Source organism: Flavobacterium degerlachei, from assembly GCF_900106645.1.
Taxonomy (GTDB): domain Bacteria; phylum Bacteroidota; class Bacteroidia; order Flavobacteriales; family Flavobacteriaceae; genus Flavobacterium; species Flavobacterium degerlachei.
Genome location: NZ_FNMV01000014.1, coordinates 74,534 through 100,101 on the forward strand (window position 1 = coordinate 74,534; position 25,568 = coordinate 100,101).

The 25,568-nt window shown below is 33.9% G+C and carries 19 protein-coding genes; 14 read left to right on the forward strand and 5 right to left on the reverse strand.

The window, feature by feature from the left end; all coding sequences use genetic code 11:
• Positions 1 to 78 precede the first annotated feature (78 nt).
• The 4 genes from BLV91_RS13875 to BLV91_RS13890 all read left to right on the forward strand — a co-directional run bounded on the left by BLV91_RS13875 (position 79) and on the right by BLV91_RS13890 (position 3,979).
• Entirely contained in the window at positions 79 to 462 is a 384-nt protein-coding gene (locus BLV91_RS13875) for a DUF7793 family protein (RefSeq protein WP_091434323.1), read from the forward strand.
• 53 nt (positions 463 to 515) lie between these two features.
• On the forward strand, positions 516 to 1,436 hold the full coding sequence (locus BLV91_RS13880; RefSeq protein WP_091434324.1) for a helix-turn-helix domain-containing protein: 921 nt from the start codon (positions 516 to 518) through the stop codon (positions 1,434 to 1,436).
• 652 nt (positions 1,437 to 2,088) lie between these two features.
• The gene (locus BLV91_RS13885; protein ID WP_091434326.1) at positions 2,089 to 3,621 is read left to right on the forward strand and encodes a MauE/DoxX family redox-associated membrane protein; all 1,533 of its coding nucleotides are present in this window, start codon (positions 2,089 to 2,091) and stop codon (positions 3,619 to 3,621) included.
• Between the two features lie 88 nt (positions 3,622 to 3,709).
• Positions 3,710 to 3,979, forward strand: coding sequence for a DUF6520 family protein (locus tag BLV91_RS13890; protein ID WP_091434327.1), 270 nt, complete (start codon positions 3,710 to 3,712; stop codon positions 3,977 to 3,979).
• A 281-nt stretch (positions 3,980 to 4,260) separates the two neighbouring features.
• Here BLV91_RS13890 and BLV91_RS13895 read toward each other — a convergent pair whose 3' ends face one another.
• The 4 genes from BLV91_RS13895 to BLV91_RS13910 form a co-directional block, all read right to left on the reverse strand.
• Positions 4,261 to 4,704, reverse strand: coding sequence for a hypothetical protein (locus BLV91_RS13895; protein ID WP_091434329.1), 444 nt, complete (start codon positions 4,702 to 4,704; stop codon positions 4,261 to 4,263).
• Between the two features lie 351 nt (positions 4,705 to 5,055).
• Positions 5,056 to 7,731 carry a S9 family peptidase gene (locus BLV91_RS13900; protein ID WP_091434331.1) on the reverse strand — a complete coding sequence of 892 codons (2,676 nt, stop codon included), beginning with the start codon at positions 7,729 to 7,731 and terminating at the stop codon, positions 5,056 to 5,058.
• Between the two features lie 383 nt (positions 7,732 to 8,114).
• A complete protein-coding gene (locus tag BLV91_RS13905; RefSeq protein WP_091434333.1) occupies positions 8,115 to 9,524 on the reverse strand; it encodes a RagB/SusD family nutrient uptake outer membrane protein in 1,410 nt (469 codons plus the stop codon).
• A gap of 10 nt (positions 9,525 to 9,534) precedes the next feature.
• The gene (locus tag BLV91_RS13910) at positions 9,535 to 12,558 is read right to left on the reverse strand and encodes a SusC/RagA family TonB-linked outer membrane protein (protein WP_091434334.1); all 3,024 of its coding nucleotides are present in this window, start codon (positions 12,556 to 12,558) and stop codon (positions 9,535 to 9,537) included.
• A gap of 699 nt (positions 12,559 to 13,257) precedes the next feature.
• On the opposite strand from BLV91_RS13910, the gene BLV91_RS17045 reads away from it, so the two are divergent.
• From BLV91_RS17045 to BLV91_RS13965, 10 genes are all read left to right on the forward strand, one after another.
• A complete protein-coding gene (locus tag BLV91_RS17045) occupies positions 13,258 to 13,473 on the forward strand; it encodes a transcriptional regulator (RefSeq protein WP_175514015.1) in 216 nt (71 codons plus the stop codon).
• Between the two features lie 721 nt (positions 13,474 to 14,194).
• Complete coding sequence (locus tag BLV91_RS13925) at positions 14,195 to 15,400, forward strand: hypothetical protein (RefSeq protein WP_091434338.1); 1,206 nt, start codon at positions 14,195 to 14,197, stop codon at positions 15,398 to 15,400.
• A 395-nt stretch (positions 15,401 to 15,795) separates the two neighbouring features.
• On the forward strand, positions 15,796 to 17,061 hold the full coding sequence (locus BLV91_RS13930) for a hypothetical protein (RefSeq protein ID WP_091434340.1): 1,266 nt from the start codon (positions 15,796 to 15,798) through the stop codon (positions 17,059 to 17,061).
• A gap of 280 nt (positions 17,062 to 17,341) precedes the next feature.
• On the forward strand, positions 17,342 to 18,271 hold the full coding sequence (locus BLV91_RS13935) for a hypothetical protein (protein WP_139262344.1): 930 nt from the start codon (positions 17,342 to 17,344) through the stop codon (positions 18,269 to 18,271).
• A gap of 222 nt (positions 18,272 to 18,493) precedes the next feature.
• On the forward strand, positions 18,494 to 19,147 hold the full coding sequence (locus BLV91_RS13940) for a hypothetical protein (protein WP_091434344.1): 654 nt from the start codon (positions 18,494 to 18,496) through the stop codon (positions 19,145 to 19,147).
• 48 nt (positions 19,148 to 19,195) lie between these two features.
• Entirely contained in the window at positions 19,196 to 20,407 is a 1,212-nt protein-coding gene (locus BLV91_RS13945) for a putative phage abortive infection protein (RefSeq protein WP_091434346.1), read from the forward strand.
• Between the two features lie 355 nt (positions 20,408 to 20,762).
• A complete protein-coding gene (locus BLV91_RS13950; protein WP_091434349.1) occupies positions 20,763 to 21,353 on the forward strand; it encodes a Crp/Fnr family transcriptional regulator in 591 nt (196 codons plus the stop codon).
• 67 nt (positions 21,354 to 21,420) lie between these two features.
• Positions 21,421 to 22,368 (forward strand): NAD(P)H-dependent oxidoreductase, encoded by a 948-nt coding sequence (locus tag BLV91_RS13955; RefSeq protein ID WP_091434350.1) that lies wholly within the window; start codon positions 21,421 to 21,423, stop codon positions 22,366 to 22,368.
• 227 nt (positions 22,369 to 22,595) lie between these two features.
• Entirely contained in the window at positions 22,596 to 22,769 is a 174-nt protein-coding gene (locus tag BLV91_RS17050; protein WP_175514016.1) for a hypothetical protein, read from the forward strand.
• Positions 22,770 to 22,772: 3 nt separating this feature from the next.
• Entirely contained in the window at positions 22,773 to 24,614 is a 1,842-nt protein-coding gene (locus tag BLV91_RS13965) for a hypothetical protein (protein ID WP_091434354.1), read from the forward strand.
• A gap of 56 nt (positions 24,615 to 24,670) precedes the next feature.
• On the opposite strand, the gene BLV91_RS13970 is transcribed toward BLV91_RS13965, so the two are convergent.
• Positions 24,671 to 25,540, reverse strand: coding sequence for a leucine-rich repeat domain-containing protein (locus BLV91_RS13970; RefSeq protein ID WP_091434356.1), 870 nt, complete (start codon positions 25,538 to 25,540; stop codon positions 24,671 to 24,673).
• Positions 25,541 to 25,568: the final 28 nt, after the last annotated feature.

Below are 25,568 nucleotides of genomic sequence, written 5' to 3' on the forward strand. Positions count from 1 at the left end.
TAATTCCAAATTAACAACTGTTGTAATTATAAATGTTTATATTTTTGTTAAATTACTATCCTATTAAATTTATAGAACATGATTGCAGCCCATGATCTTTATGAGAATGACTATGCTCGATTTTGGATAATCGACGGTATTCTCTTTTTTAAATATAAGCCTAATACAACTATTGATATTAGAGTTGCTCAACGTGTTGTGACTGATCGAATTCATTTCCAAAACGAAAGGGCCTATCCCGTTTTGTGTGATATACGAGGTATTGTTACAACTGAGAAAGCCGGAAGAGATTATTTGGCTCGATCTGGATCCATATTGACACAAGCCGTTGGTCTTATAGTACATGAAAAAGTATCCTTAACTATTAGCAATTTTTATTTACAGATTAGTAAGCCCTCTGTGCCGACACAAATTTTTACTAAGGAAGAAGATGCTTTGATTTATTTGAACGGTTTTATTTAGGTTTGGGTATCTAGAAAAAAGAAGAACGAGCATAGAGAAAAGATAGAATTACTATGGAAAGACCGCATAACCAAAAACGTATTGTTACGATGCATCAAATGCTATTTGAGATGGCACGCGGTAATTTTAATAGTCGTATTCCCTTAAGCTCTTATGATGACGAATTGGAAACTCTTGTTGTTTTAATTAATATGGTTGCTGAAGAAATGAAAGAGTCGATTTTTCATGTTGGCTACGTTAACACTCATAAGACAAATCAATTTATAGCCCAAACGACTTTTGTTTTGGATGTCTCTTTTTTTATCAAAAGTTTTACTCCGGAAGTTACTTCCTTTTTAGGTTATTCAGAATCTGAGTTGATAGGCCAGTCTTTGGCTGGCATTTTAACTTCATCATCTATGGAAGAACTACAAAAAGTACTTGATGAAAGTGTTTCATTGCCAACAACTATTGCATTAGATTTTATGCCTAAAGAACATTTACCAGTTTCTGTTTCTTGTAGTGTAGGAAAATTAATCAATCGCTCGGAAATTATATTAAATCTTGTTACTCCTGTTCGTAAAGATTCTTATAATTCTATGGTTTACCAAAATGAAAACGACAGACAAATTAAAACCCGAAAAGCAGATGCCCTATTGATACAGAAACTCTATGATTATATCTTAGCCCATCTTGAAGAACCGCTTCCATCACTAAAAGTGCTTTCAAGTAAATTTGGAACTAATGAACATAAATTAAAAGATGGCTTTCGTCATTTTTTTAAAACCAGTATTTACCAGTTTTATAATGATGAACGATTGAAAAGAGCTTATTTTATGATTGAACATACTGCGATACCTTTGAAAAATATATCAGTGATGAATGGTTTTAATAATTATCCCAATTTTTCTAAATCGTTTAAAAAGCGATTTGGTTTTTCGCCTTATGAATTGAAACGCAATGAATCTGATTTTACTTTTCTACCGGAAAATTAAATTTTCTTGAAGAAAATCTTCACTTTTTTAACTCACTTAACTTTTATTATAAGTGGTGTTCAGTGAATTTTTTCTTTTGCCTTGATGCAAAAGAAACAAAAGATCAAGCCTGAAAATTAAAAACTTAAAAACTACCTCAAAACACTGTTCCGCAGCCCGAGCCGTTCGCCTTTCAGGCTCATCTCGCGGACTGCTGCCACATCGTTTTTTCGTTGTTTTTTTGACGTTTTTAATTTAAGGGCGGGGTGAAGAGTGGTGCGAAGTGAGTTTTGGAAATTGTATATTGAATTTTTAGAAAATAGTGTACTGCCATTATGAATAATGTGAATTGTCCCTCGACTGCGATCGGGAGACGGAGAGTTTTTTTTTAGCTCACTGAAATTTTATTATCAAAGGTGTTCTCTGAATCTTCGATTTCCCTTGATGAAAAAAAGCAACAAAAAGACCAAGCCTGACTATTTTTAAATTAGAAAATATAAAGGCGACTAGAGGATGGTAATGTGAATCTTCGATTTCAAGAGTGGAATTCGCCTCTGCTACTACTTAATGCATAAATCATAATCCGTTTTGGCTACCTTTTGCTCCCAAAATGACAAGCGTTTTTATTTTGAAATTCAGAATTTTACTTTGTGGAACTTAAATCTATGAAGTTATGAGACTGAATACTAAAATCCAAAATGTGCTTTTTGAGCTTATCTGTTCGCTCTATATTTTATTGTTTGTCTATGCTGCTATTAGCAAATTGCTGGATTTTGAAAACTTCCGGGTTCAGTTGGGTCAATCTCCACTGTTAAGTGCTTTTGCCGGTTGGATTTCTTGGGGAGTTCCGATAGTTGAACTGTTTATTTGCTTACTTCTAATTTTTCCTAAATGGCGCATTTTCGGTCTTTTTTCAGCTTTAAGTTTGATGACTATGTTTACTGCTTATATTTTCATCCTATTGAATTACAGCTCTTTTGTTCCCTGTTCCTGTGGTGGTATTCTTGAGAAGCTGGGTTGGACCGAACATCTGATATTCAATCTGTTTTTTGTACTGCTTGCTGTTTTGGGACTATTGTTAGGCACCCATCAAAACAACAGTTTTATGGGAAGAATGAAGCCGTCATTTTATTTTTTAACTATTCTTTTCAGCTTGCTATTCAGTGTAGGAGCTGTTGTTGTTTTATTTGTTTCCTCGGAAGAGATTATGCACCATGAAAACCCATTTATTAGACGCTATCCACATCATCCTATAGCATTAACCCATACGGCTGATTTAAAATTCAATTCGTATTATTTTGCGGGCTATGCCAATGACAGAGTCTATCTCGGGAATTATACTGATCCTTTGCATGTCTTGTCCATGGATACCACTTTACAGCATCGACAAATATTAAAAATAGCGTTTGACCGCACAGATATCCCATTCCGGATGGCAAAAGTTTTAGTAAGAGCGCCCTATTTCTATTTGATGGATGGTACTGTACCGACCATTTTTAGAGGGGATATTACAGACTGGAAGGTAAGGAAGGAGCTAAAGGGCTGTCCTAATTTTACTCTAGCGGAACCAATAGATAGTATCACTATAGCATTTAGATCCAACAGTAGTAAAAATGGAGCGCATGTTCTTGGTTTTTTTAGCTCGGGAAGACCTTCGAAAATTCACTGTGCCCCACAACTTTTGCAAAAACAAATCGATGGGATTTTTGATACCGATGGCATGCTCCAATACAGTAAGGAACTCAACAGGATTGTGTATGTCTATTTTTATCGCAACCAGTTTATTGTAGCTGATAAAAATGCAACACTTGATTATAGGGGCAACACAATAGATACTGTTGCGCACGCTAAAATAAAAATAGCTTACCTAAAAGGGAAAACCGAACGAAAAATGGCGGCACCACCTCTCACAGTCAATGCTCATACAGCCATTTGCAATAATCTGCTTTTCGTGCATTCCAAAGTCCCTGGACGTTACGAAAATAATACACTCTGGAAGCAAGCTTCCATTATTGATGTATATGACCTGAAAAAAAATGCATATGTGATGAGCTTCCCTGTTTACAAAATTGATAATAAAGAACTTCAATCTCTATTTGTTACTTCTACCCATTTGTATGCTTTAATAGGTACGCAACTTGTAATTTATGAATTGAATGCGATTCTTCAAAACGAAATAAAAAGTGTAGAAAGGGAAAAAACCTAATGCACTCAAAATATACCGGCCAGTGTCAGGAAAAAGATCGAACACCTGTAGAAAATAGTAGATCAAGTTTAATTTAATATTTAGAATTATGAAAACAACATTTTTAAAAAAGATGATGCCCTTCGCAGTTGTAGTGATGGGAATTTCAGGAGCCTTTTTGACCACTTCCATGCAAAGTGATTCGAATAGTGCTAGCCCTCGTACAGGATACATTAATGGTCCACAAGGTGCTTGTAGTGTACCCGTAAATTGTAGTGACATTCCTGGGCAAGTTTGCCGCGCCAATGGAGCCACAGGGCAACAAGCTTTTGGTAAAGACAGCCAAAACAATTGTGTAGAGCTTCTTTATCGTCCGTAAATTTTTTTTTGGGACAAACAAAAGGCAATGCAGTTCCGCTAGGGGACTGCATTGTTTTTTTGTTTTAATGGATACATTAACCAGTTAGATGAAATTAGTTTTGGTATTAAATTTTCGTTAGTTCGATTGTCTTTTGTTTCAGTACACAAAAAACATCCTTTCTTTGATTTAGTATGCACAATTTTTTCAATTCCTTATTTTTTTATGTTTCCATTTGTTATTCTTATTAAGCTGGGTGGCAACCACGCCAAAATTTTGAAGCATTAATAAATAGAAGATACTTAATCTAACTCAATTTTAAATTCCATTTCCTGTGGGTTTAGACAGCCTTTGGCTGTACAGGCCGTAAAAATAATTTTAGCTGTTAGTAATTCTGGTTGTCTGTAGACAATAATTTCCTGTACAAAAATGACTGCCGAGGCGTAAAAGCGAATTTTTGTCTTAGAAGTTTCATCATAAACTTCTTTTAAAACACCAATTTCTTGTGGTTTACCAATTAGACTTAGAAAGGTATTTTCTTCAAATTTTATGGCAGTAGGGAATATCCCATCTCGTGTTGATTCTTGAGGGTAAATCCACCAAGGATGAGATACGAAAGCGATAATATGGATTTCATAGGTATTAAAACCTGTTTTTTTGGTCTTAATTTCCCATGTTATAGGCTTTGGAGTTTTTTTTGACTTTCCAAATATTGATTTTAATACTACTGAAATTGATTTCTGCATTGGTTTTGTGTTGCAACTTATATCGATTGATTTTTGTTTGTATTAACATTTCTGTTAATGGATTGGTAAAGTTGAATCTAAGAGCCACTCTCCCAGAAAAAAAGACAGTTTTATAATGCTTAAAAAAAAAGAACGGGCAAAACGATGAATGGTTACGAATGTCCGTGTATTAACTCAAAATAAGAACTATGAGGAAATGGTTCGAGTTGCTTTTTTTTTTTACTTGGCTATCCTGTTACTTCGACCTGTGCACCTTCTCGCTGTTCAAAAATTAATCTTTTACTGAATATTAATTTAATGCAGTTCCAAAGCGGAACTGCATTTTGTTTTTTGTTTTAATGTGATCCATTATCATTTTATTCCTTGACTAATCCATGAGGAAGGCAGTTCGTCCTTAAGGTAATACCTAAACCATTGCTGTACCCTTTCAAAGAGATCTTTTTGATTGGTTTGTTTCATAATGGCATGTCGTTCGTTTGGATAAAGTAACATCATATGTTTTTTATTTAATCTACGTAATGCCAAATAGAATTCAACACTTTGATGCCAATCGACATGTCTGTCTTCTTTTCCAGCCCACAACAGTAGAGGTGTGGTTATTTTATCGGCACCTACCACCGGAGAATTACGATTAAAGGCTTGTGGATCTTCAAAAGGGCTTTTGTTCATTTGCCATTGTAGATTTTGGAAACGCCACATATCCGGTTTTCCAGTATCCCATCCAACAGTCAGATAGAAGCTGTTGATATCCGTAATGCCTGCTCCAGCTACAGCGGCTGCAAAAAGCCCCGTTTGTGTAATGATAAAGGAAGTTTCATAGCCTCCAAAGGAATGTCCTATTAGACCGATTTTTTCAGGATTGACCAAACCACGCGAAATAATTTCCTTTGTTGCCGATACTACGCAATCTGCCGCTGCTATTCCAGGGTTTCCAATTTCCAGTTGAATATCGGGATACAAAACAAAATACCCTTGTGTTGTAAAAGCTGTAGCATTGAAACCGTCTTCGGTAAATTGTGAAGGATTGACATAGTGATGAAGTTCATTAGACTGTTTTTCATATATATGTACAATCATCGGATACTTTTTTTGCGGGTTATAATCCGCGGGGTAGAACAATGCTCCTTTTAAATGAATCCCTTTTGAATTACGGTATTCAATCAACTCCGATTTCCCCCAACTGTATTTTTTTTGATGAGGATTACTTTGAAACAATAGCTTTGGAGTAACAGTGCCTTTTTGAAACATCAGCTGTGGAGAACGGTCAAAATTCTGTTCCTGATAGATGAAATTCTGTTCTTTTTCGGAATAGGTGAATTGGTCAATGTGATGAGGGCCATAAACAATGGGTTTTTCTTCATACCCGCTTTTCCATTTGAAATATCCAGACTGTCCATCGCTTCCTTCCGCCTTTAACACCAACTCTTTTTCCAGATTGATAAAGTTGCTTTTCCAACCATCAAAATTTTCTTTTAACCCTACACCGTTATAGGTTTGAGGGATTCTGAACTGAATTTGTTTTTCTCGTCCATGAGTCAATCTTTTGTAGGAAGTACCATCGGGTTTTATGGCCCAAATATCGAATTGATCATAAATCAGTATTTCGTTGTCATTGTTACTCCATCCTGGGTTTCCAAAAGCCGAATCATCATACAATTTTTGTATTTTTCCTTCGAACTTTTCCATTACATTTAGGGTGATATTGGTGTGCGTTTTAGTGGCTATATCATAAACCCACCAATTTTTTTCCTTAAAGTAAGTGATGTATTTTCCGCAGGGAGACGGCAGGATATCGGATGAATAAGTGGAGTGTTTTCGTAGTAAAAGATTTTTCTCTCCCGTTGCAAGATCAACAATGTAATAGTCACGCGGGCCTTCATATTCAAATTGAGGTTCGTAATCCTGAGGGTTTGATAGAATGGCATACTGCTGGTTTCCGGTAAGTATCACTTTTGGGAGTGCGGTAGTTGAAATAGGTTCAAAACGATGTTCCATGGGATACCAAACTGCAAGGTGCGGATATTCTTGGAATTGTCCCCATTTCTGCTGCATCGGGTAAATCCATTTGGCATTGCCATTCCACAACTCTACATCTGAATCCGTTTTGGTCTGCTGTTGGGTGGGATCCGATTTGATAGCAAAAAATACCTTTTGCAAATCGTCCGAAATGGACAATCTATAGCTTGAATTGTTCACTATATTGGCATCAGTTGGAAAGCCCGATTGTGTTTTAGGATCCAAAGAGAGTACTGTTTTATTGTCGAGGTTGTAATAAAAAATTCCATCAATAGGAGCGTCAGGAGCAGAACGACTAAAAAAAGCAAATGCTCTTCCCGAATCCTGCCACGTAAAATCATGAAAATTAGCGTCACTATTTTTAATTATAAATGTATTTCGACACACTTTTCCAAGGCTCAAAAGGCCTACTGCATTTTTGTTGTCTCGATTTTCCGAGTAGACCAGTTCTTTTGCAGTGGGACTTATTTTAAAATAAGATACCCCGTTAATTTTTTCAATTACATTGCCCTCGGGTTGTCTGATCACTAAAGTGCTTTCTCCCGTGTTTGGTTTTTTAAGCAGTACCAGTTTACTTGCATCAGCGGAAAAAGCGTATTGGGAAACATCAGCGATGGTTTCCAGTTTTCCGGTTATTAGATTTAATAATCTCAATTCTTGATCTATCTGACAGGCAAACCATTTATTGCCAGAGAAAGCGGTATTGTTTGCTGCTGGAAAAGCATAGGTTTTCAGTGATTCCGTATTCCTGACAAACAAGGTGTCTTCACCGCTTTGATACCCCATTCTATAACTGGCCCATTTGCCATCGGCTGCTAATTTATCGAATTGTAATTCGCCCCATAAATGATAATCGGATGGAGTGAGTTGCTTTTTTTTCCCCAGCTGCCCCCATGTGGGGCAGGTCACTAATGGCAAAATAAATAATAAAAATGGGATTAATTGTAAGCGTAACATATCAAGAGTCCTTATTTGGACTCTATTGATTTTATATTTTTTTTGTATCATCATCGTTTTTAATTGAGTTACTTGCCTAAATACCAACGTCAAGTCTAATGAACTCTAACTTGGTGATTTTTTTAGCGACTGTGAATTTTTTAAACTAGTTAACGAAACGGATTTTTTTATTTATGAGAAATAAACACACCCCTAACCCCTATAACTCCAGTTTACATTTGTCTTGGAGTCGTTGAATCTTCGATTTCAAGAGGGGAATCCGACTCCGTTAACATTTAACTTTTAGTTGTTTTTAAATAAATTGATTAATTAATATCCGGGATTTTGTGGATGTAGGTTCGAATTTGCACTTAGTTTATACAAACATAGGATGACAGGGGAATTCGACTCCGTTAACATTTTACCTTTAGTTATTTTTAAATGAATAAGTTGATTATTTAATAACCGGGATTCTGCGGACGTAGGTTTGGATTTGCACTTAGTTCACTTTGTGGTAGCGGGAAAAGAATATCTGTATTGTTCCATCCCGGTTTTAGACCTGTTAAGGTATTGTTGATCGTGCCAGAGCGTTTCAGGTCAAAAAAACGATGTCCGTACTCGGTAAAAAGTTCCCATCTTCTTTCCTGTCCAATCGCTTCAATGATTTGTTGTTGGCTGACTGCAACCGTTTCGCCTAATCCAGCACGTTGTCTGATTTTATTCAGGTCTTCTTTTGCACCGATAAGATCGCCCTGTTGCGCCCGTGCTTCTGCCCTGATGAGGTATTGTTCTGCAAGACGAAGCACAATGGAATACTCTTGTGAGGAAGCGGTAAAATTGAATTGCTTGTACTTATAGGCGTGGTACCAAGTTGCCGTTCCGTCCGTCACACTGGCGATCCAATGGGTTTTGCGCAGGTCATTGGATTCAAAGGAATTGACAAGATCCTCGCTCAAGGCAACCAAAGGCGGTGGTCCTGAAAAGAAGATAAAGGTGGCTGCCTCGTCTGTGTTTTTTCCTGATGCTGCAGGCATTAATTGCCAAATGGTTTCTGTGCTCTCTTTCAAAAAGACATTGTCTAAATCCTCTTCCCAAACATAGAGTCCGGTATTGTTTAACACAGCGGAAGCGGCATTCGCAGCCTCAGCCCATTTTCCCTGATACAAAAAGGTTCTTGCCAATAAAGCTTTTGGAACATATTTATTGGGGCGTATTCGATCAGGATTGGTATATTCTTCAGGCAGTAGGCTTGTCGAGGCTTCTAAATCGGCTATAATATGCTTATAGACTTCATCGGTTGGCATTCTGCTTACAACACCATTACTTTTGTAATCGGTAGTTGTGATGTAGGGAATGTCCCCAAATAGATTCCCCAGATAGAAATGGAGCAATGCCCGTATAAAAAGGGCTTCTCCCTCCAAATGTTTTTTATCGTTGGCAGTAAGTGCAGTTGATGCCTGAACCCCTTCAATTATTGCATTTGTCGCATATATTTGATTGTAGGTTGTGTTCCAAAATGAAGCTACAGCCGTATTGGACGGCAATAGTGAATTTTTATGGAAATCCAATGCTGGATCGCCAGGAGCACCGTAAGAGGTAAGTTCATCTGCATAGTTCCCCAGTTGGTTCGAAATGCCGTAGGCAGTACCTGTCAAGAGTCCCTTGTCTCTAATATTCGAGTAGATGTCTGATAGGGCAGCATTTGCAGTGGCGACATCCTGAAAAACGGTAACGCTAGTCAGTTGTGCCTTAGGAAGATCCACTTCCACGAAAGAATCACAGGAATTAATGCCCATTGCCAAACCTAAAAACAAGGTTAGCAGTAGGGGGCGGGAGGTGAAAATGGTTTGAATTGATATCGTTTTCATTTTTGTACAATTAAAAGGTTAGTTGAATTCCAGCAGTAATGACTTTCAATGGGGGTAAGTATCCATAATTGGTAAATTCAGGATCACCATCTTCATACTTGGTAAAAGTCAGCAGGTTTTGACTTTGCAGCATAATCTTGCATTGGGTGTTTTTTACATTCAGCGGAAGGTCATAGGACAATGCAATATTTTTGAGTCGAATAAAAGAAGCGTCGCTAATAGCGGCATCACTTTCACTGTATAAGTAGTCGGCTGTAACGGCAGCATCGTTGTATCCGATGGTATAGATCTGATACGGTCCATTATCTCCTGGCTGTTGCCAACTGTTCAACATTTTTACAGGCTGATTGGACATTTGACCCGCAAAACCCGTTGGATAATTGCGGTTTTTTTGTTTTACGAATTGAAACAAAAAGTCGAGTTTCCAACGCTTATAACCCAACTGGTTTTGGAGTCCTCCAAAATATTCCGGATTGAGATCAACGACGGTTTGTCTGTCATCAGGAAATGCTATTTTTCCATCGTTGTTAACGTCTTCAAACTGGTACACGCCTGTTTGCGGATCAAGACCCGTGTACTTATAAAGCAACTGAATATTCAGCGGTTGGTTGATGCGGTATTGCTCTTTATAAGATGATGCTTCCAATCCTGGAAAACGTAGCAGTTTGTTACGATCTATCGTCAAATTCAGGCTCGTTGACCAGTTGAAGTTTTTAGTGCTAAAATTGAGGGTGCGCAACGTAAATTCGAATCCCGTATTTTCGACAGTAGCATCCAAATTGGATTGCAATACCGAAAATCCTGTTGTGCCCGCTAGCGGAACGCCTACCAATTGATTGGAAGATCTATTGCGATACCAAGCGGCCGTTAGAAAAAGGTTATCGTGCAAGAAGCCCGCTTCCATAGCCACTTCCATTTTTTTATTGGTTTCCCAACCAAAATCAGGATTGAAAAGACGTGTTGGCTGTAGCCCAATAACGCCATCATAAGGAGTGCCCGATGAGGAATAGGTATCCAAAAATTGATAGTCACCAATCTGATCATTGCCTGTAGTTCCGTAGCTGGCACGAAGTTTACCAAAACTAAACCAAGAATTATTTTTAAGAAAGGTTTCATTGGAAAATAACCAAGCTGCACCCACTGCCCCAAAATAGGCAAATTGGTTGCCTGGACCAAAACGGCTGGATCCGTCCCGTCTTCCGGTAAGATTCAGGATGTAACGTTCTTGCCAATTGTAATTAATCCTCGTAAAAAAAGCCTGATACTTGTATAAAGTTTCATCGCTCAGCTTTACCCGCACGTTGGCGGCCGATGCCAAATCATAAATTAGGCTGTTCGAACTAAATCCTGTACCAGATTGAAAAAGACGGCTAGTACCCTGATTTTGGAATGTCCCACCGAACAGCATATTGAGTTTGCCTTTGCCTAATTCCTTTTCCCAGTTGATTTGTGGCTCGACAATCCAAGAACTGCGACTAGTGTTGTTCAGGTATATACCTGAATAGGCACTGCCAATGCCATAGGAAGGATTGTACATAGTCGAGGGAGAAATACGGCTTTCGGTGTGGCGCAGGTCTGTATAGCCAAAACTGCTTTTGATAACCAATGCCGGGGCTATTTCATAAGACAGTACGGTATTGGCAAGCAAATCGTTGGTTTTGGATTCGAATTTGGCTGCAAGATTCCGTAATGGATTGTCCCAAGTGCCATTTTCCCAGTTGAGATTACCAGCGTCATCGTATAAAGCCGGGGCATTGGGAGGAAGGGCACGAGCATCGTAGGTGAAGTCAAATGCGGGTTGATCATTATCTTGGGCGTTATAATTGGCCGAGAATGTCATTTTGAATTTAGTATCCTCGGAGCGGTGGTTCAGGCTAAATTGAGCCCCACCCAGTTTGTATAGAAAATCCCCAGGAAACACCGTTGACTCGGTATGGTAATTTCCGCTGAAAAGGAATTGAGTCGTTTCCGATCCTCCTGAAACGGTACCTTGTAGTTTTGAAATTTCGGCAGTACCTCCTATGAGTTCTTCTTGCCAATTGGTATAGCGGTTTTGATCCCAAGTCCCGTTGGTATCATAATCCCATGCCTGATATTCGGTTAGCCCATCATTGATAAATGCTTTTGCTCGCATGGACAGATACTGTTGGGTGTTCATTAGTTTCATAAAACTGGTGACTTGACCACTTCCGGTCGATGCAATAACGCTAAATTTTGTTTTACCCGCTTTTCCTTTTTTGGTAGTTACCAAGACAACACCATTGGCACCTCTTGAGCCGTAAATGGAAGTGGCATCGGCATCTTTTAGCACCTCAATGCTTTCAATGTTATCGGGGTTAATGCTGTTCAGTGGGCTTGTAACAGTGGGGAATATGGTCGAAGTTTGATTGTATCCTATGGGGTCGGAGGAATAGGGTACCCCGTCAATCACATACAAAGGCGCATTAGCCCCTGGGCGAAGGCTATTCTGCCCACGGATTTTTACCTCAAATCCTCCTCCTGGGACACCCGTAGTTTGGGTGATGCTTACCCCGGCCATACGACCCTGCATGGCTGCAAGGACATTGGTAACGGGCTGGATTTCGATGTTTTTGGATGTTATTTTGGAGATACTACCCGTGCGTTCGCTTTCTTTTACGGAATAGTAGCCTGCGTTGACACGGACTTCTTGCAGGGAGGTAATGTCCTCTTGCAACCGGATGTTGATTGTTTTTCGCCCACCTATGGGGATTATTGCCGTTTTGAATCCTATGAATGTGACCACTAAAGTATCACTAGGTGCCGCTTCTATGGTGTATTGGCCATTGAAATCTGTAATAGCGGTTGATTTTGCTTTTCCTTTTATGGAAATAGTAACACCAGTTAAGGGGTTGAGTCCATCTGTAATGGTACCGCTTATTTGTGTTTGTTGCGGTAAGGAGTGGTTTTGCCTCAGTAGCTTGTTTGCTAGAGTAGGGGTATAGGATAGTGAGAACCCGATAATAATCAGGTACCAAAATGCCGATCCACCCTTGTAAAATGAATTTTTTTTCATAATATTGGGTTAGTTAATTGAAACGTTAGTTTTGTTAGCGATGGTCCTCTATTCGTCCGCCAAGAAGAGTTAGAGGGCCTTTTTTTTTGATTTAAAGTTTAAATCTTGGTGTCGAAAAGTGACTATTTCCGACATGAGATTGTGTTTTTTATAGCATAGGCAATTGGTTTTAAAGGTTATTTAAGAAAAGCGTACTACCGCTGTTTGTTGCAGCCAAACGCAGGTAGTGCCTTTCCCAACTAATTCAATAATTAATGGTATTGCGAGACTAATAAGAAGAGGCAGTGCTAAGAATAGAAGTTGAGTTTTGCCTAAATAATTGGCATAAAAAATGGCATGGAACTCAGCTTATCGTATCAGAGGTACTGGTATACCGGGGAACAATAAGTGAGCCCACGCCATGGGACGTGAGCATCTTACTTATCTTCTCGTTCCTATAAATTACCAGTTTTCTGATACGAGATTCTAAGCGAATGCTTCAAATATTTTAAATGAAGAAACGCAAATATATAAATTCAAAAACAAATATAAAACAAATATTCGAATTGCGCACTATCGTGTGCAAAATAACCGTAGATATTATATTCTTTTGCTCTAATGACTAATGATAACTCACAAAGTAACAAATCTAAAGATAAGAAGCCTGTAAAGGTTTTTCTTATAGACAGGTATGTTTGTAATTTTATATGCGAGAAGTGGATGAGTGATGATGTATCTAATAGGTCTTTTGGAAAATCTCATGGTATACATGAAGGAATTGTTAGAAAAATAAAAGAAGTAGACGGATATAAGATACCGGTATCTACACTTACTACTATATGTTTCTATAAAGGGATGAAATTGTCAGAGTTTTTTAAATTAATAGAAGAAACATATGGCGAGTTAAATGATAACTTTGAAACCGTCTTTAAGTAATTAACGGCAAACAAGATTGGTGAAGAATATTGAAATGTAGATGCTGAGAAGCATCTTTTTCTATTTTATAACTAAACGGAGCACTTGTCAATTCGGGATTATTAGTTGTCAAAAAAGGAGTAATTGACTTCAACATAAAAGAGGAAATCTTATACCTTCTATATTAGAGGTATGGAATGGTATGAGATACTAATAGTGATTGTGATTGTCCCACTGGGAGCATATATAAGAGGGAAGATCTATGACTTCAAGAGGGATTATGATAAAAATGATAGTTGGAGGAGTAGGAGGAAGGGGTGAAAAGATGCTGATGAGGTGTCTTTTTTTGTTTTATGGTGGCACAAATTACAAAACTGGCTACTTTGCATTGGTTGATACATCATTTACTAGAAAGCGGTACCGATCTTAAATATATACTAGAATTATTAGGGCATAGCAGCAGTAAAACTACAGAAATTCAGACCCACGTAAGTACGAAAAGTATGCGACAAATAAAAAGCTCACTTGATGATTTGTAAGAAATAAAGCAATATATTTGATTGCTAATAAAGTCTGATTGCTGTCAGACCAATCCACCCCAAACAGGGTGGATTGGTCTTCTTTTATCAGACCTATATACAAGGTGGCAGTAATTCCTCATTTCACACCAAATTGATTCCTTTAACTAAAGGTATACAGTAAAAATGAGAATAAATTTTAAAAACATCATTAAAAAAAAGGAATGAATATCTATTTTACTATCATAGTACCTATAATTATTATAAATGCCATCATTTATATTATAAAAAATAATGGTAATCCAAACAAAAAAGATATACTTATTAAAAAATATGATTTTTCACAAAAATCAGAAGGAAAAAAGATTGTAACTGAATTATCATTTAACCAAAACTTTGAAAAACAAATGGTAATAGCCCAAAATATGAGCGATGGTGATGATTATAAAAAAAAGGAAATACACCACATCCATTTCGATAAAGGAAACAAAAAGATATTAATTTTAAATTCTTTAGATAATTTGTATCTTTTATCTCTATATGATATTAATCTAAATCTTTTACAAGAAATAAATTTAAAATTAACATATAATTCCTATAGTAATAAAATTAGTTACTTCACAATAATTGAAAATGAAGGAGAGGAATTAATAATTGTAAATTACATAAATAATTACGGGATTAACTATTATGAGTTTAATTTAAAAGGTACAATTGTTTATCAAAAACATATTTCAGAGGAAAAAGAAGAAATTGTTTTAGTAAGACATAATGAAAGTATCTTAAATTCAATATCAAATCATGTTCAATTTAGTTACAAACCAATTTCTATATTCTCAAAATTCAATGAAGAAATAATAAAAGTTGATTTATTAGATGAAAGTTTGTATTCTGAAAAAGATTGGTGTGAATTTGAATATATTGAATGTGTAACTAAAACAAATAAACCTAATCAATTTGCTTTTATATGCACTCACGCAAATTATGGGGCTCAAGGAGTAAAAATATTTGAGTTTGATAATTCAAATAATCTGAATTTAATGTATGATTTAGATGATTTGGATTTTGATGGTGCTTTTCATAATCTTGCCTTTAATTCTAGCGGAGATAAATTCACTGTACTTCTTTACGAAAGAGACGAATCTCATAATGATTATTTTTCAATTTGCGAATATTCAGTCACAAACAATAAAAAACCTTTAAAAATATTTAAAACCAATTTTAGATATTGGGAATTTGCTAATCTAAATACTCATTATATTACAGAAATATTATTATGTATTGTAAGAAACTGCGATTTAATAATTTATGATTTAGTGATTGGAAAAGTGAAAGAAAAATTGAAAAGGGATTTTGACACAGCATATTTTATTGATTTCAATATAGTAATATACCAAAATAAAGGTAAAATGGAAGTTTTAGAATACTAATAACTACTGCCAACAGCTAGAGTTTCGTTGTGTGCGCAGTACTAACATAGGAACCTGTGTTGAAAGGAACTGGAGGTAGTTTTAAAAAGAGAAATAATTGTAGTTTAAATCCTGTATATTTACTTTCTACTTAATAAAAATGAAGTTCGTTTGAAGGTTTTTAGACGAACTGACGTTGGCAGTAATTTTACTGAAAAAGTGGGAATTCAACATCTTAATACGAAAGAATTAATATTACAAACAAAGCTAAAATGGGAATATTTTTTTAATCGAATAGTTGAATTATATCTAAATATAACTATTTAACCGATCTCGATTATCGAAGAATATTTTCCTAGAGAATTTTATAAACGAAACCCTTTATTATAAATAATAACAATAAATTTTATAAAAAAATGACTCTTAAGACAACATTATTTTTCACTGTCTTTTTTCAATATATAACAAGTTTTGGACAATTTAAAGATCCTGAACCAACAATAATTCGTCCTGAAGTTATTCATCCAGAAAATCAAAAAAACGACTATGCAAAATCATATAATAAAAATTTAAAAAAATCAATCATTGATGAGACCGTTACTGAATATGATTTAAATGGCAATATCATCAAAGAAACAAATTCTGGAATTTCTTCGAAAACAACAACTCTTTACGCTTATAAAAACAATGTTTTAGTTGAGAAAACCTTAACCACCATATCTGATGCTGAAATAGTGAAAAGGAATAAGACAGATAATGCCCTCCTCATAGAAGAAAGTCAAAAAAGAGGTGAAGAAAGCATTGCTCTAGCTGTATTTGATGATGTAAGTAAAAAGAATACTTACAAAGCTACTTTAGACAAAAAGAATCGTGTTGTCTCTTATATCTCTGAGCGGAAAGAAACCGGCGATTATAGGCCGATTAATGAAATTAAGCAAGTAAATATAAAATATGATAAAGACAAAATTATTGAAATTAACACGAACAATACTGAGAAAAAGCATTACTTGTACAATAATAATCATCTTGTCAAAGTAGAATATTTGACTAATGATATTTTAAGTCGATACTATACAAGTTACTCCTATGACAATAACAATAATTTAATTGCAATTAGGGATAATGGCGAAGAAAATTATAAAGGAAAAGTTGTTCAAAACAGTAAAGTAAAGGATTCGGCAGTTTATGATAATAAAAACAACTTAATTTGGGCATATGATAAAGGACCTTATGTGCCTATGAACAGAGATCAGAATAAAAATTTTATAACTTATAAATATGATAATAATAACAACCTTGTAGAATCTTCTAAGTATGAAAATGAAAAAGAACGTATGAAAATTGAATATGTTTATGAAAATAAACTATTGACAAAAGAAATTAAGACCTATTATAATAGTGTTCCTGTTAAAACTATTGGCTCAAAAACCTATAATTATGCCGACGGAAAGTTAATGGAATATAATGAAATAGATCCTTTCACTAATTCTGAAAAACAATGTACATACGAATATGATACAGCCAAACATTTAAAAAAGATAATTGAAATAAAGAAATGGACAGATAGAAAAACAGGAAAAATCACAAATTATACCACGACAGCTGATTTCTCTTTTAATAAAAACACACTCACTTTTAAAAATCAAATTGGTAAATTAGAGATATATGAATTTTTTGAATAAAAGCTTAATAGATTATATTTATAACTCAGACCAATCATTCAACTTCTTCCAAATACTTAAAATTGGTTTTGAATGATATTCTAAATAAAAACTACTGCCAACAGCTAAGGGTTCGTTGGGCTTGCAAAGCCAACGATGAAACCTGCGTTGAACGGAACCGGAGGTAGTTTTAAAAAGAAAAATAATTGTGGTTTAAATCGCATATATTTACTTTCTAATTAATAAAATAAAATTCGTCTGGAGGTTTTTAGATGAACTGATGTTAACTGCTATGCAAAAGATGAATTATCTTCAACCTGATAATATTTGGAAAAGTTTTGGTGTGATATCAGATACAGATTTTATCGAGAAATTTGTGTTGAAAGGAAAATTTCATTGTTTAGTGCCAGAAAAAATTGTTGAAGATTATAAACTTGTTGAAAGGCTTCTGTTTTATAGTTATTTTCATTATCCTTTATTGGATGAAGCATTTTCAAAATCGACTCGGATATTTGAAGCAAGCGTTACACTAAAACTTGAAGTTGTAGGACTTAAGAAAAAAGAAGGATTTGAAAGTTTACATTCTAAACTTAAACGTCTGGAAAAATATTGTTCAAAAGATTTGCATCAACAATGGTTAGAAGCCAAAGAATGGAGAAATAGTTTTGCACATAGAGAAGCTGGAGTTCTGATGGGTATTATACTTATAAATGCCTTGAAGCACAATCTAAATATGATTAACTCTTTGTTTCTTGAAGTTTCAACAATTCACGAAAAAGAAAATCAGCATAAAATGCTTTTACAACAATGTGAGCATTTAGTAAATGGTCTATTCATTTTAGATGATGGGAATAGAAAAATTCTAATTTGTTCAGCAAGACCCTATACAACTGGGATAATGAAAAATTCAAGTAAATCTCTTTGGGTTTTTATTCCTATTACTGGCAATAAAGAAATCAACGAATCTTCAGATTTGCCAAACGCTTTAATTCTAACTTTAGAAGATTTACATATTAGCGAAAATGGTTTATCTGCTATTGATTCAAGCACAAAGCAATCTATTTCTATAACTGTGACAGATAAATTTGAAAATTTTGAGAAACTTGTCAGCCATAATTTAAGACTGAATGCATTGGAAGTGATTTTGCCAGGTATTAGTTTAGAATATATAGCTAAGCTAAAGCATTCAATAACAAAAGAGATTGCAAGTTTTCTGTATGAAGATTGGTAATGTGTACTATAGCTAACAGCAAGAGTTCGTTGCGTGAGTAATAAGAACAATGAAACCTGTATTGAACGGAAAAAGAGGTAGTTGTAAAAAGAAAAATAACTGTAGTTTTAATCCCATATATTTACATTCTAATTAATAAAATAAAGTTCGTCCAGAGGTTTTTAGATGAACTGACTTTGGCAGCAAGCATACCAAAAAACGGAATATAATTAAAATAACAAAATGAGTTTTTCAGAAAATATATTAGGCTTTATAACGGATAGCAACAAAAGACTTTCTACAAGAGCAACTGTCATTGTTTTGTTTATCTTTTCAATTCTATTAATAGACAACATAACTGGATTTTCTCATTACTACAACAAAGAAAGGCAACTTGAGCAACTGAAATCAATATCTGTTTTACTTAAAGATACAACGCTAGCTAAGCTAACGAGATTGGAACTTATCTCATTACAAAAAGAAACATTTAATAGAAAAAATTTAGTTGACCATTCTTTGTCGTTTATAAAGTACATGAGATCTACAAACAACGAAAGTAATTCTAATGTAACGAACACTGCAAAAATGCCCCCAAGAAATGATGTTTGGTTTTTGTTATCAACATCTGGAATTTATATATTAGTAACTCTTCTTTTAATTCCTATTTTACTTTTAACAGATAAAACAACACCATTTTTAAAACTTATAGCAACTTTAATAATCTTTGGTATAGTGATGTTTTTTACATCGTGGTTTAATTATTGGTTATTTGACAAAATCATACCTGATATGCTTTTTGGAAGTTGGATTTGGAATTACATAATAAACTTCATGATACAAATTGCCTTAATTGCAGGATTATATTGGACTACTAGCACCATAAATAAAACTCATTAATGAAATATCCGCCTAGCTTACAAAAAAAAGAGCAAAATAAAAACTTAAATGTACAAAGTAATTAAAGAAATTTGGAACCATCTTGAGCCAAAAGAAAAGATTTATTTAAAATTTGGACTTAACATTATCTTGATAATTGGATTTATTTCAATTGTAATCTTGCCTTGGTTATTGACAAGAGAAAGTATATCATTTATTGATTATAAATTAACTGGAGCAATTGGAGATACTATAAATGGAATTGCGGGTCCATTCATTGCACTCGCCGCTGCAATTCTAACATTTCTAGCTTTTTATATTCAATATAAGGCAAACCTTGAGCAAAGAATTCAATTTAATAAGACATTTAGAAAACAGGAAGAGGAGGCAAAAGAACAAAGAGAACAGTTTGCTACAACTTTTGAGAAACAAATTGAAGAAAGAAAAGAGCAAGAAAGAATTTGGAAAATAGAGCGATTTGAGAACCAATTTTACGAGATGGTAAAATTACATAAAGAAAATGTTAGCGAGATCTCGATAAACCTCACAACTTCTTACTATATTGATAAAGAAAAACATATTAATGTTATTAAAATAAATGGAAGAGAAGTTTTTAAATATTTACTAGAAGAAATAAAAATACTTTATTTCATTGCTAAAAAAACATATAACATAAAATCAAAACCAGACTCACTTATAAATATTGCATATGGCTTATTTTTTCACGGATTACGCTTTGATGAAAAGATTACCTCAAAAAAACCAGATGAAGAAGAATATAGTAAATTTATAAATATTATAATTGATATTAATGATGAGCATAAATCAACTGACTTAATACAATTAAAATCAATAATTGAAAAACATATAGGTTTTAAAAAAGCAATAAATCTAAACTTTCTATTAGGACAGGGTCATTCTTCATATTTGGCACATTACTATAGGCATTTATACCAAACTGTGAAATTTGTTGCAGAACAGAATGAAAATTTTATAAGTTACAACGAAAAAAGAAAATATCTGAGAATTCTACGAGCACAACTTTCAAATCAAGAACAGGCAATGCTTTTTTATAATTGGAAATCAAATTTCGGAAAAAATTGGGAGAATTCAACAAATCATTTTTTTACAGATTATAGAATGATCCACAATATTTATAATGACCTTATAATTATTGATTTCAAACTTATCAAGATTTTCGATTTAATTTCACAACCTCCAAAATATAGAACAGAAGATGGTAGAGAAAAAGATGTATTATTTGAATTTGAAGATTGGTAGAAAAGCCAGCTGGTAGCAGCAAGAGTTTCTTTGCGTGAGTAATAAGAACAATGAAACCTGTATTGAACGGAACTGGGGGCAGTTTAAAAAATACTGTGTTTAAGATTTGGGATTTGAAGACTGGAATAATACTATGTAGGAAAAAATGCTGTGAGGTATTTTTTTTAATTTAGATTTTATTTTTTTTCTGATAATGCGGCAAACCGTAAAGGATAATAGAAATGATTTTGTAAGTTTGATATAGCCTAATAAAAAACCATTTATGGCACAATGCTGACCTAATTTGGATGGATTGTAGCCACTTTATGGCTGGTATATGCAAGTTGTAACACATTAAAATATAGTTGAGAAAGAAATGACTCCAATTGATAAACTCATAGTGCATTTTAGAAAAAGTATAACACTTACAGACGATGAAGCGGAAATAGTTGGTGGATGTTTTACTATCGTGGAATTAAAAAAGAAAGAAATTCTTTTATTCGTGGGCGATCATTCATCGCATATGAGATTTATTTCGGAAGGCTGTATCAGAAGTTATTATATGGATGGAGAGGCAAAAGAACATGTCATTCAATTCGGAATAGAAGATTGGTGGATTAACGATTTATACAGCTACCTAACTAATACTCCGGCAAAGCAATTTATTCAAGCTGTTGAGAATTGCAAGGTGCTCCAAATTCATAAAAACAAATTAAATGAGTTGTATAATAGTGTGCCTGCAATAGAACGTTTTTTTAGATTCAAATTTGAAAAAGCCTATGTTTCATTACAGGAACGAACTATTAATACTATGAGTAAAACGGCAGAGGAACGTTACATTGAATTTCGCTCAAATTATAGAGATATAGAACAGCGTGTTCCTCAATATATGGTAGCTTCCTACTTAGGAATAACTCCTGAATTTTTGAGTTCACTTAGAAAAAAAGTATTAACAAACCTTTCTTAAGGTACATTAAGATTTAAACTTTCCCTCTGGACTAAGTTTGTACTATTAAATTAAAATAATTGTACAAATGAAAAAAATAATAGCATTTACAGGAAGTAATAATCCAAATTCAATTAATGAAAAACTGGTTCAATCGATAATTAGAAAATACCCTAATCAAAATATTGAGTTTATCGATTTAAAAAGATTCGATGTCCCTATTTACAGCCAAGATATTGAACAAAATGGAATTCCAAAACCAATAAAGAAGCTCTTTCAATTGTTCACTGAAGCTGATGCGTTTATAATAGCTTCACCTGAACACAATGGACTTCCATCAGCATTTCTAAAAAACACAATTGATTGGCTTTCCAGAATCAATCAAAAATTCATTGATGGAAAACCTGTTTTGCTTTTGAGTACTTCTCCCGGCCCAACAGGTGGTAAAACTCATCTTCAAATTTTAGAAAAACTAGTATTACAATGGGGAGGTCTTTTTGTGGAACAATATTCATTAGGCAGTTTTGATCAAAATTTTGACAAGAGTGGCTTGGTCATCACAAATCAACAGGAAAATATTAAGTTGAAAAAAGCTATGCAAGCCTTAATTATTGGACAGCCTCTAACAAAAAAGCAGAATGTGGAAGTGGTGCAAGATTACTTCAACTCATTTCAAAATGGGAATATGGAACAAGTTATAAACTCATTTCATTCAGATTGTTATATCGTTAGTGTCAAAGAAGAAGAACGTCCAAAAGAACAATTGCACGGCATTTATAGAACAAAAGATGGGGCCAAACAATTTTTGAATAACATCACCTCTTTGTTCAATACAAAAGATTTCACTCTGAAACATATATCATCTGCTGGAGACAATCTAGTAATGGCTAATGGCACTTTTTCCCATGAAATCAAGGCCACTGGTAAGCTTTTCAATAGTACATGGGTTCAGCTCTGTATCATAGAGGATGAAAAAATAAAGGAATATCGATTTTATGAAGATTCAGCAGCATTTATAGCAGCTTCTACATTATAAATCTTATGAAGTGGAGTAATAGTTAGCATTAAGTTTTGACTATTACTCCTTCTATTAAAAATACAATTCTATGAATAACTACACCATAAATCACCTATTTGAATTTTGGAAATATATTGGTTTACAAGGTGATTTTTTCACCAATGAATGCGATTACAAATATAGCTACCCTTGCAATATGTCTTGGCCAAGTAAAGTCTTCAGTATTGATAGCAAAGGATTAGATTTTGAGCAGCTCAGTTATTTATGAAAATAGTGATGGAGTACTTTCTGTTTTAATGCCTACTATTCCCATTTATGTATATGGATCTAGTCATAAATTCTTGGCTACTAAAGAATATGCAGAATATGAGGAAAAATCGATTTTAGGAAATATCGTTAACGAAGCTAATTTATTATAAACTATGAAAGCAAAAGAAGTAGCAAAATTATTAGAATGGATTAAGTATCTAACATTGAGAAAATTTACCGTGAAATTTTCAGTAGATGCTAATGTAGAAAAAATTGAAGCAATAGAAGAGAAATATATACAATTGTCAGGTAATCATAGTTTTAATATTAAGAGTATCGTAAATGACTATGGAAATGACTATTCTGAATCTAAAGAAAAAAAAGAAATAAAAATATATTTTGGAAAACATCCTGAAATAGGAGATGTGATCGGTACCGGACCAGATCGTAAATACGAAATAGTTATTGATCCTGAGGGATTAATGACGCCAGCAATTATTCAGGATTATGTTGAAGACAGTGAATCTTTTAAGAGATATATTTTTCCTTCCAATCAAGATAATACTTATAGTCAGGAATTTACAACTTATAATGATTGGCATAGTACAATCAATAATATTGATATTGATCAAAATTACAGTCGTTCTCGTTCGATGACTATTTTAGTAGAAGCTTCCAGTTATGATTCTTTTAATAGTTTTTTAAATGAATCATATTCTGACTGGGAATCTAGATTTATTACTGCCAGAGAACTAGCTAAAGCAGAAAATTTTGATTGGTTTAATTTATATGACCCTAAGATTTATAAATATGCTCTTTCTTTTGAAGATAGAAAAATCATATTAGATAAATTAGTTACTACAACAAATTGGTATTTAACTTTTGATTTTTTATCTGACAAGTATGAATTATTTATTTCCCTAATTGATAATACAAGTAAAGATGATGGTGCTGCATTATATAATTATATGTTTGCTACAGATACATCAACTATATCAACAGGAAAGACTAATCTACAAGTTTACAAAGATAAATTACCTACTAAACTTTATGATGAGTTAATACGAACATTAATGAATTTCTTTTATTCTACAAAAACAGTTGTGCAATTTAAGGATAGCCTTACCGTATCTCAGTTTTATCCAATAGGTCTTGAGATGCTTGGACCATGGACAATTCCATTAAAGACGTATTATGATCTTGATGCAGAGTATGAAAATGGAACAGGTTATTTCACAAGAGGTGTCAAATATGTAATTGAGACAATAAATGGAAGTAACTTGAAAATAAAAATTAAATCAGCTATTCAGTATCGATATAATCCCTATTTAACGAGAGTAGAATATAAAGTATTTAATTCCATAGGGCATGATGAGGAATGGAACTTTGATGATATTTTATTTGTATCACCTTATTTGGCTAATGAAGAGATTAAGGGGTTGAATATACCTCATGGTAGTATTATACCAATCCCGGCTTTTGCATTACCCTGGTTAGTTGACCGAAATGAGAGTACAGAAGATATCTTTGATCTAATAGAAAAAGCAGTCACTTTTGCAGGTGTAGTCTTTCCTATTATTAAAATAATTGAGGGAGTAAGTGTACTCAGTGTAATTTATAATGCTATAGGTATGGGTTTTACTTTGACAGGTAATACATTAGGTGCGGGTTTAGCAGATCAGATACAACGATTTGATGCTCATCAATCAAATATTCTTGGCCATCCCTACACAAAAGGACAAGATTTTTTAGATATATATTATTTAATTTCAGCAATATATGGAGGGATTAACCTAGGAACAGCTATAGGAAAGGCTAATGGCATTAAGGAAAAAATTAAAGTATTTGGTGAATTTGAAACGTTATGGGGTATTAGGGGAACTATAATTGATTTTAATGCTTTTATGGAAGAGCAACCTGACGAGAATTTAGATTCATTAAACATTATTAAGAATGAAATGAATCTACTTGATACGGATATTAGCAGATTTCAATTTTATAAAGAAAAAAAATAGTACATCTTCTTAATTTAACATTGTTTTGAAGTTATAGATTTTGGAGAGATATAGAATTAAGGACAAGTAAATGGGCCTATTCGCATTAAAAAAGGGTCGAGTAACTCACCTCTTCTGTTACTAAAAGCTTTTATACTAGGATGACAACATATGACAGTACCATCTATGGCAAGGAATACTAAACCATTGTTATTGCTTACATCCAGACAAGTGAGTTTGTTATAGTAACAATAAAGCATTGTTAAACTCTTGTTTTTACTTACATCAAGAGTAGTGAGTTTGTTCTTGTAGCATTCAAGCCCTGTCAAATTCGTGTTTTTACTGATATCAAGATTGGTGAGTTGGTTATTGTAGCAGAAAATGTTTCTCAAAATAGTATTTTTTCCTAAATTAATAGTAATGAGCTGATTCATAGCGCAATTAAGTTCTTTTAAATTCGTGTTTTTACTTATATCAAGGGTAGTGAGTTGGTTATAGGAACAACCAATTATTGTCAAATTCATGTTCTTGCTTACATCAAGGGTGGTAAGTTGGTTATAGCCACAGAAAAGATCTGTCAAAGCCTTGTTTTTGCTTACATCAAGAGTAGTGAGTTTATTTTCTTTACAATCAAGTTCTTTCAAAGAAAGAAAATGTTCTATACCAGACAAAGAAGTAATTTTTTTCCCCACAACAGTTATCCTTTCATCATAAGAAACAACAGAAGGATGATTTGAAATGAATTTATTATCGGGAGTAAAAGCCAATGGCACTATTGTTTTTAAATACGTCTTAAAGTTTGCATCGGGTATTTCACTATAAACAGGAGGAGTATTGTTTTCTTTAAAACAACTATAGCTTATGTGACTAATTATTAGTGCTGTAAAAAGTATCACGAATCGTATTATAATTCTATTTTTTTTATTTGCGAATGTATTGTTTTTCATTTTTTATTAAGAGTAAGAATGTTTTTTC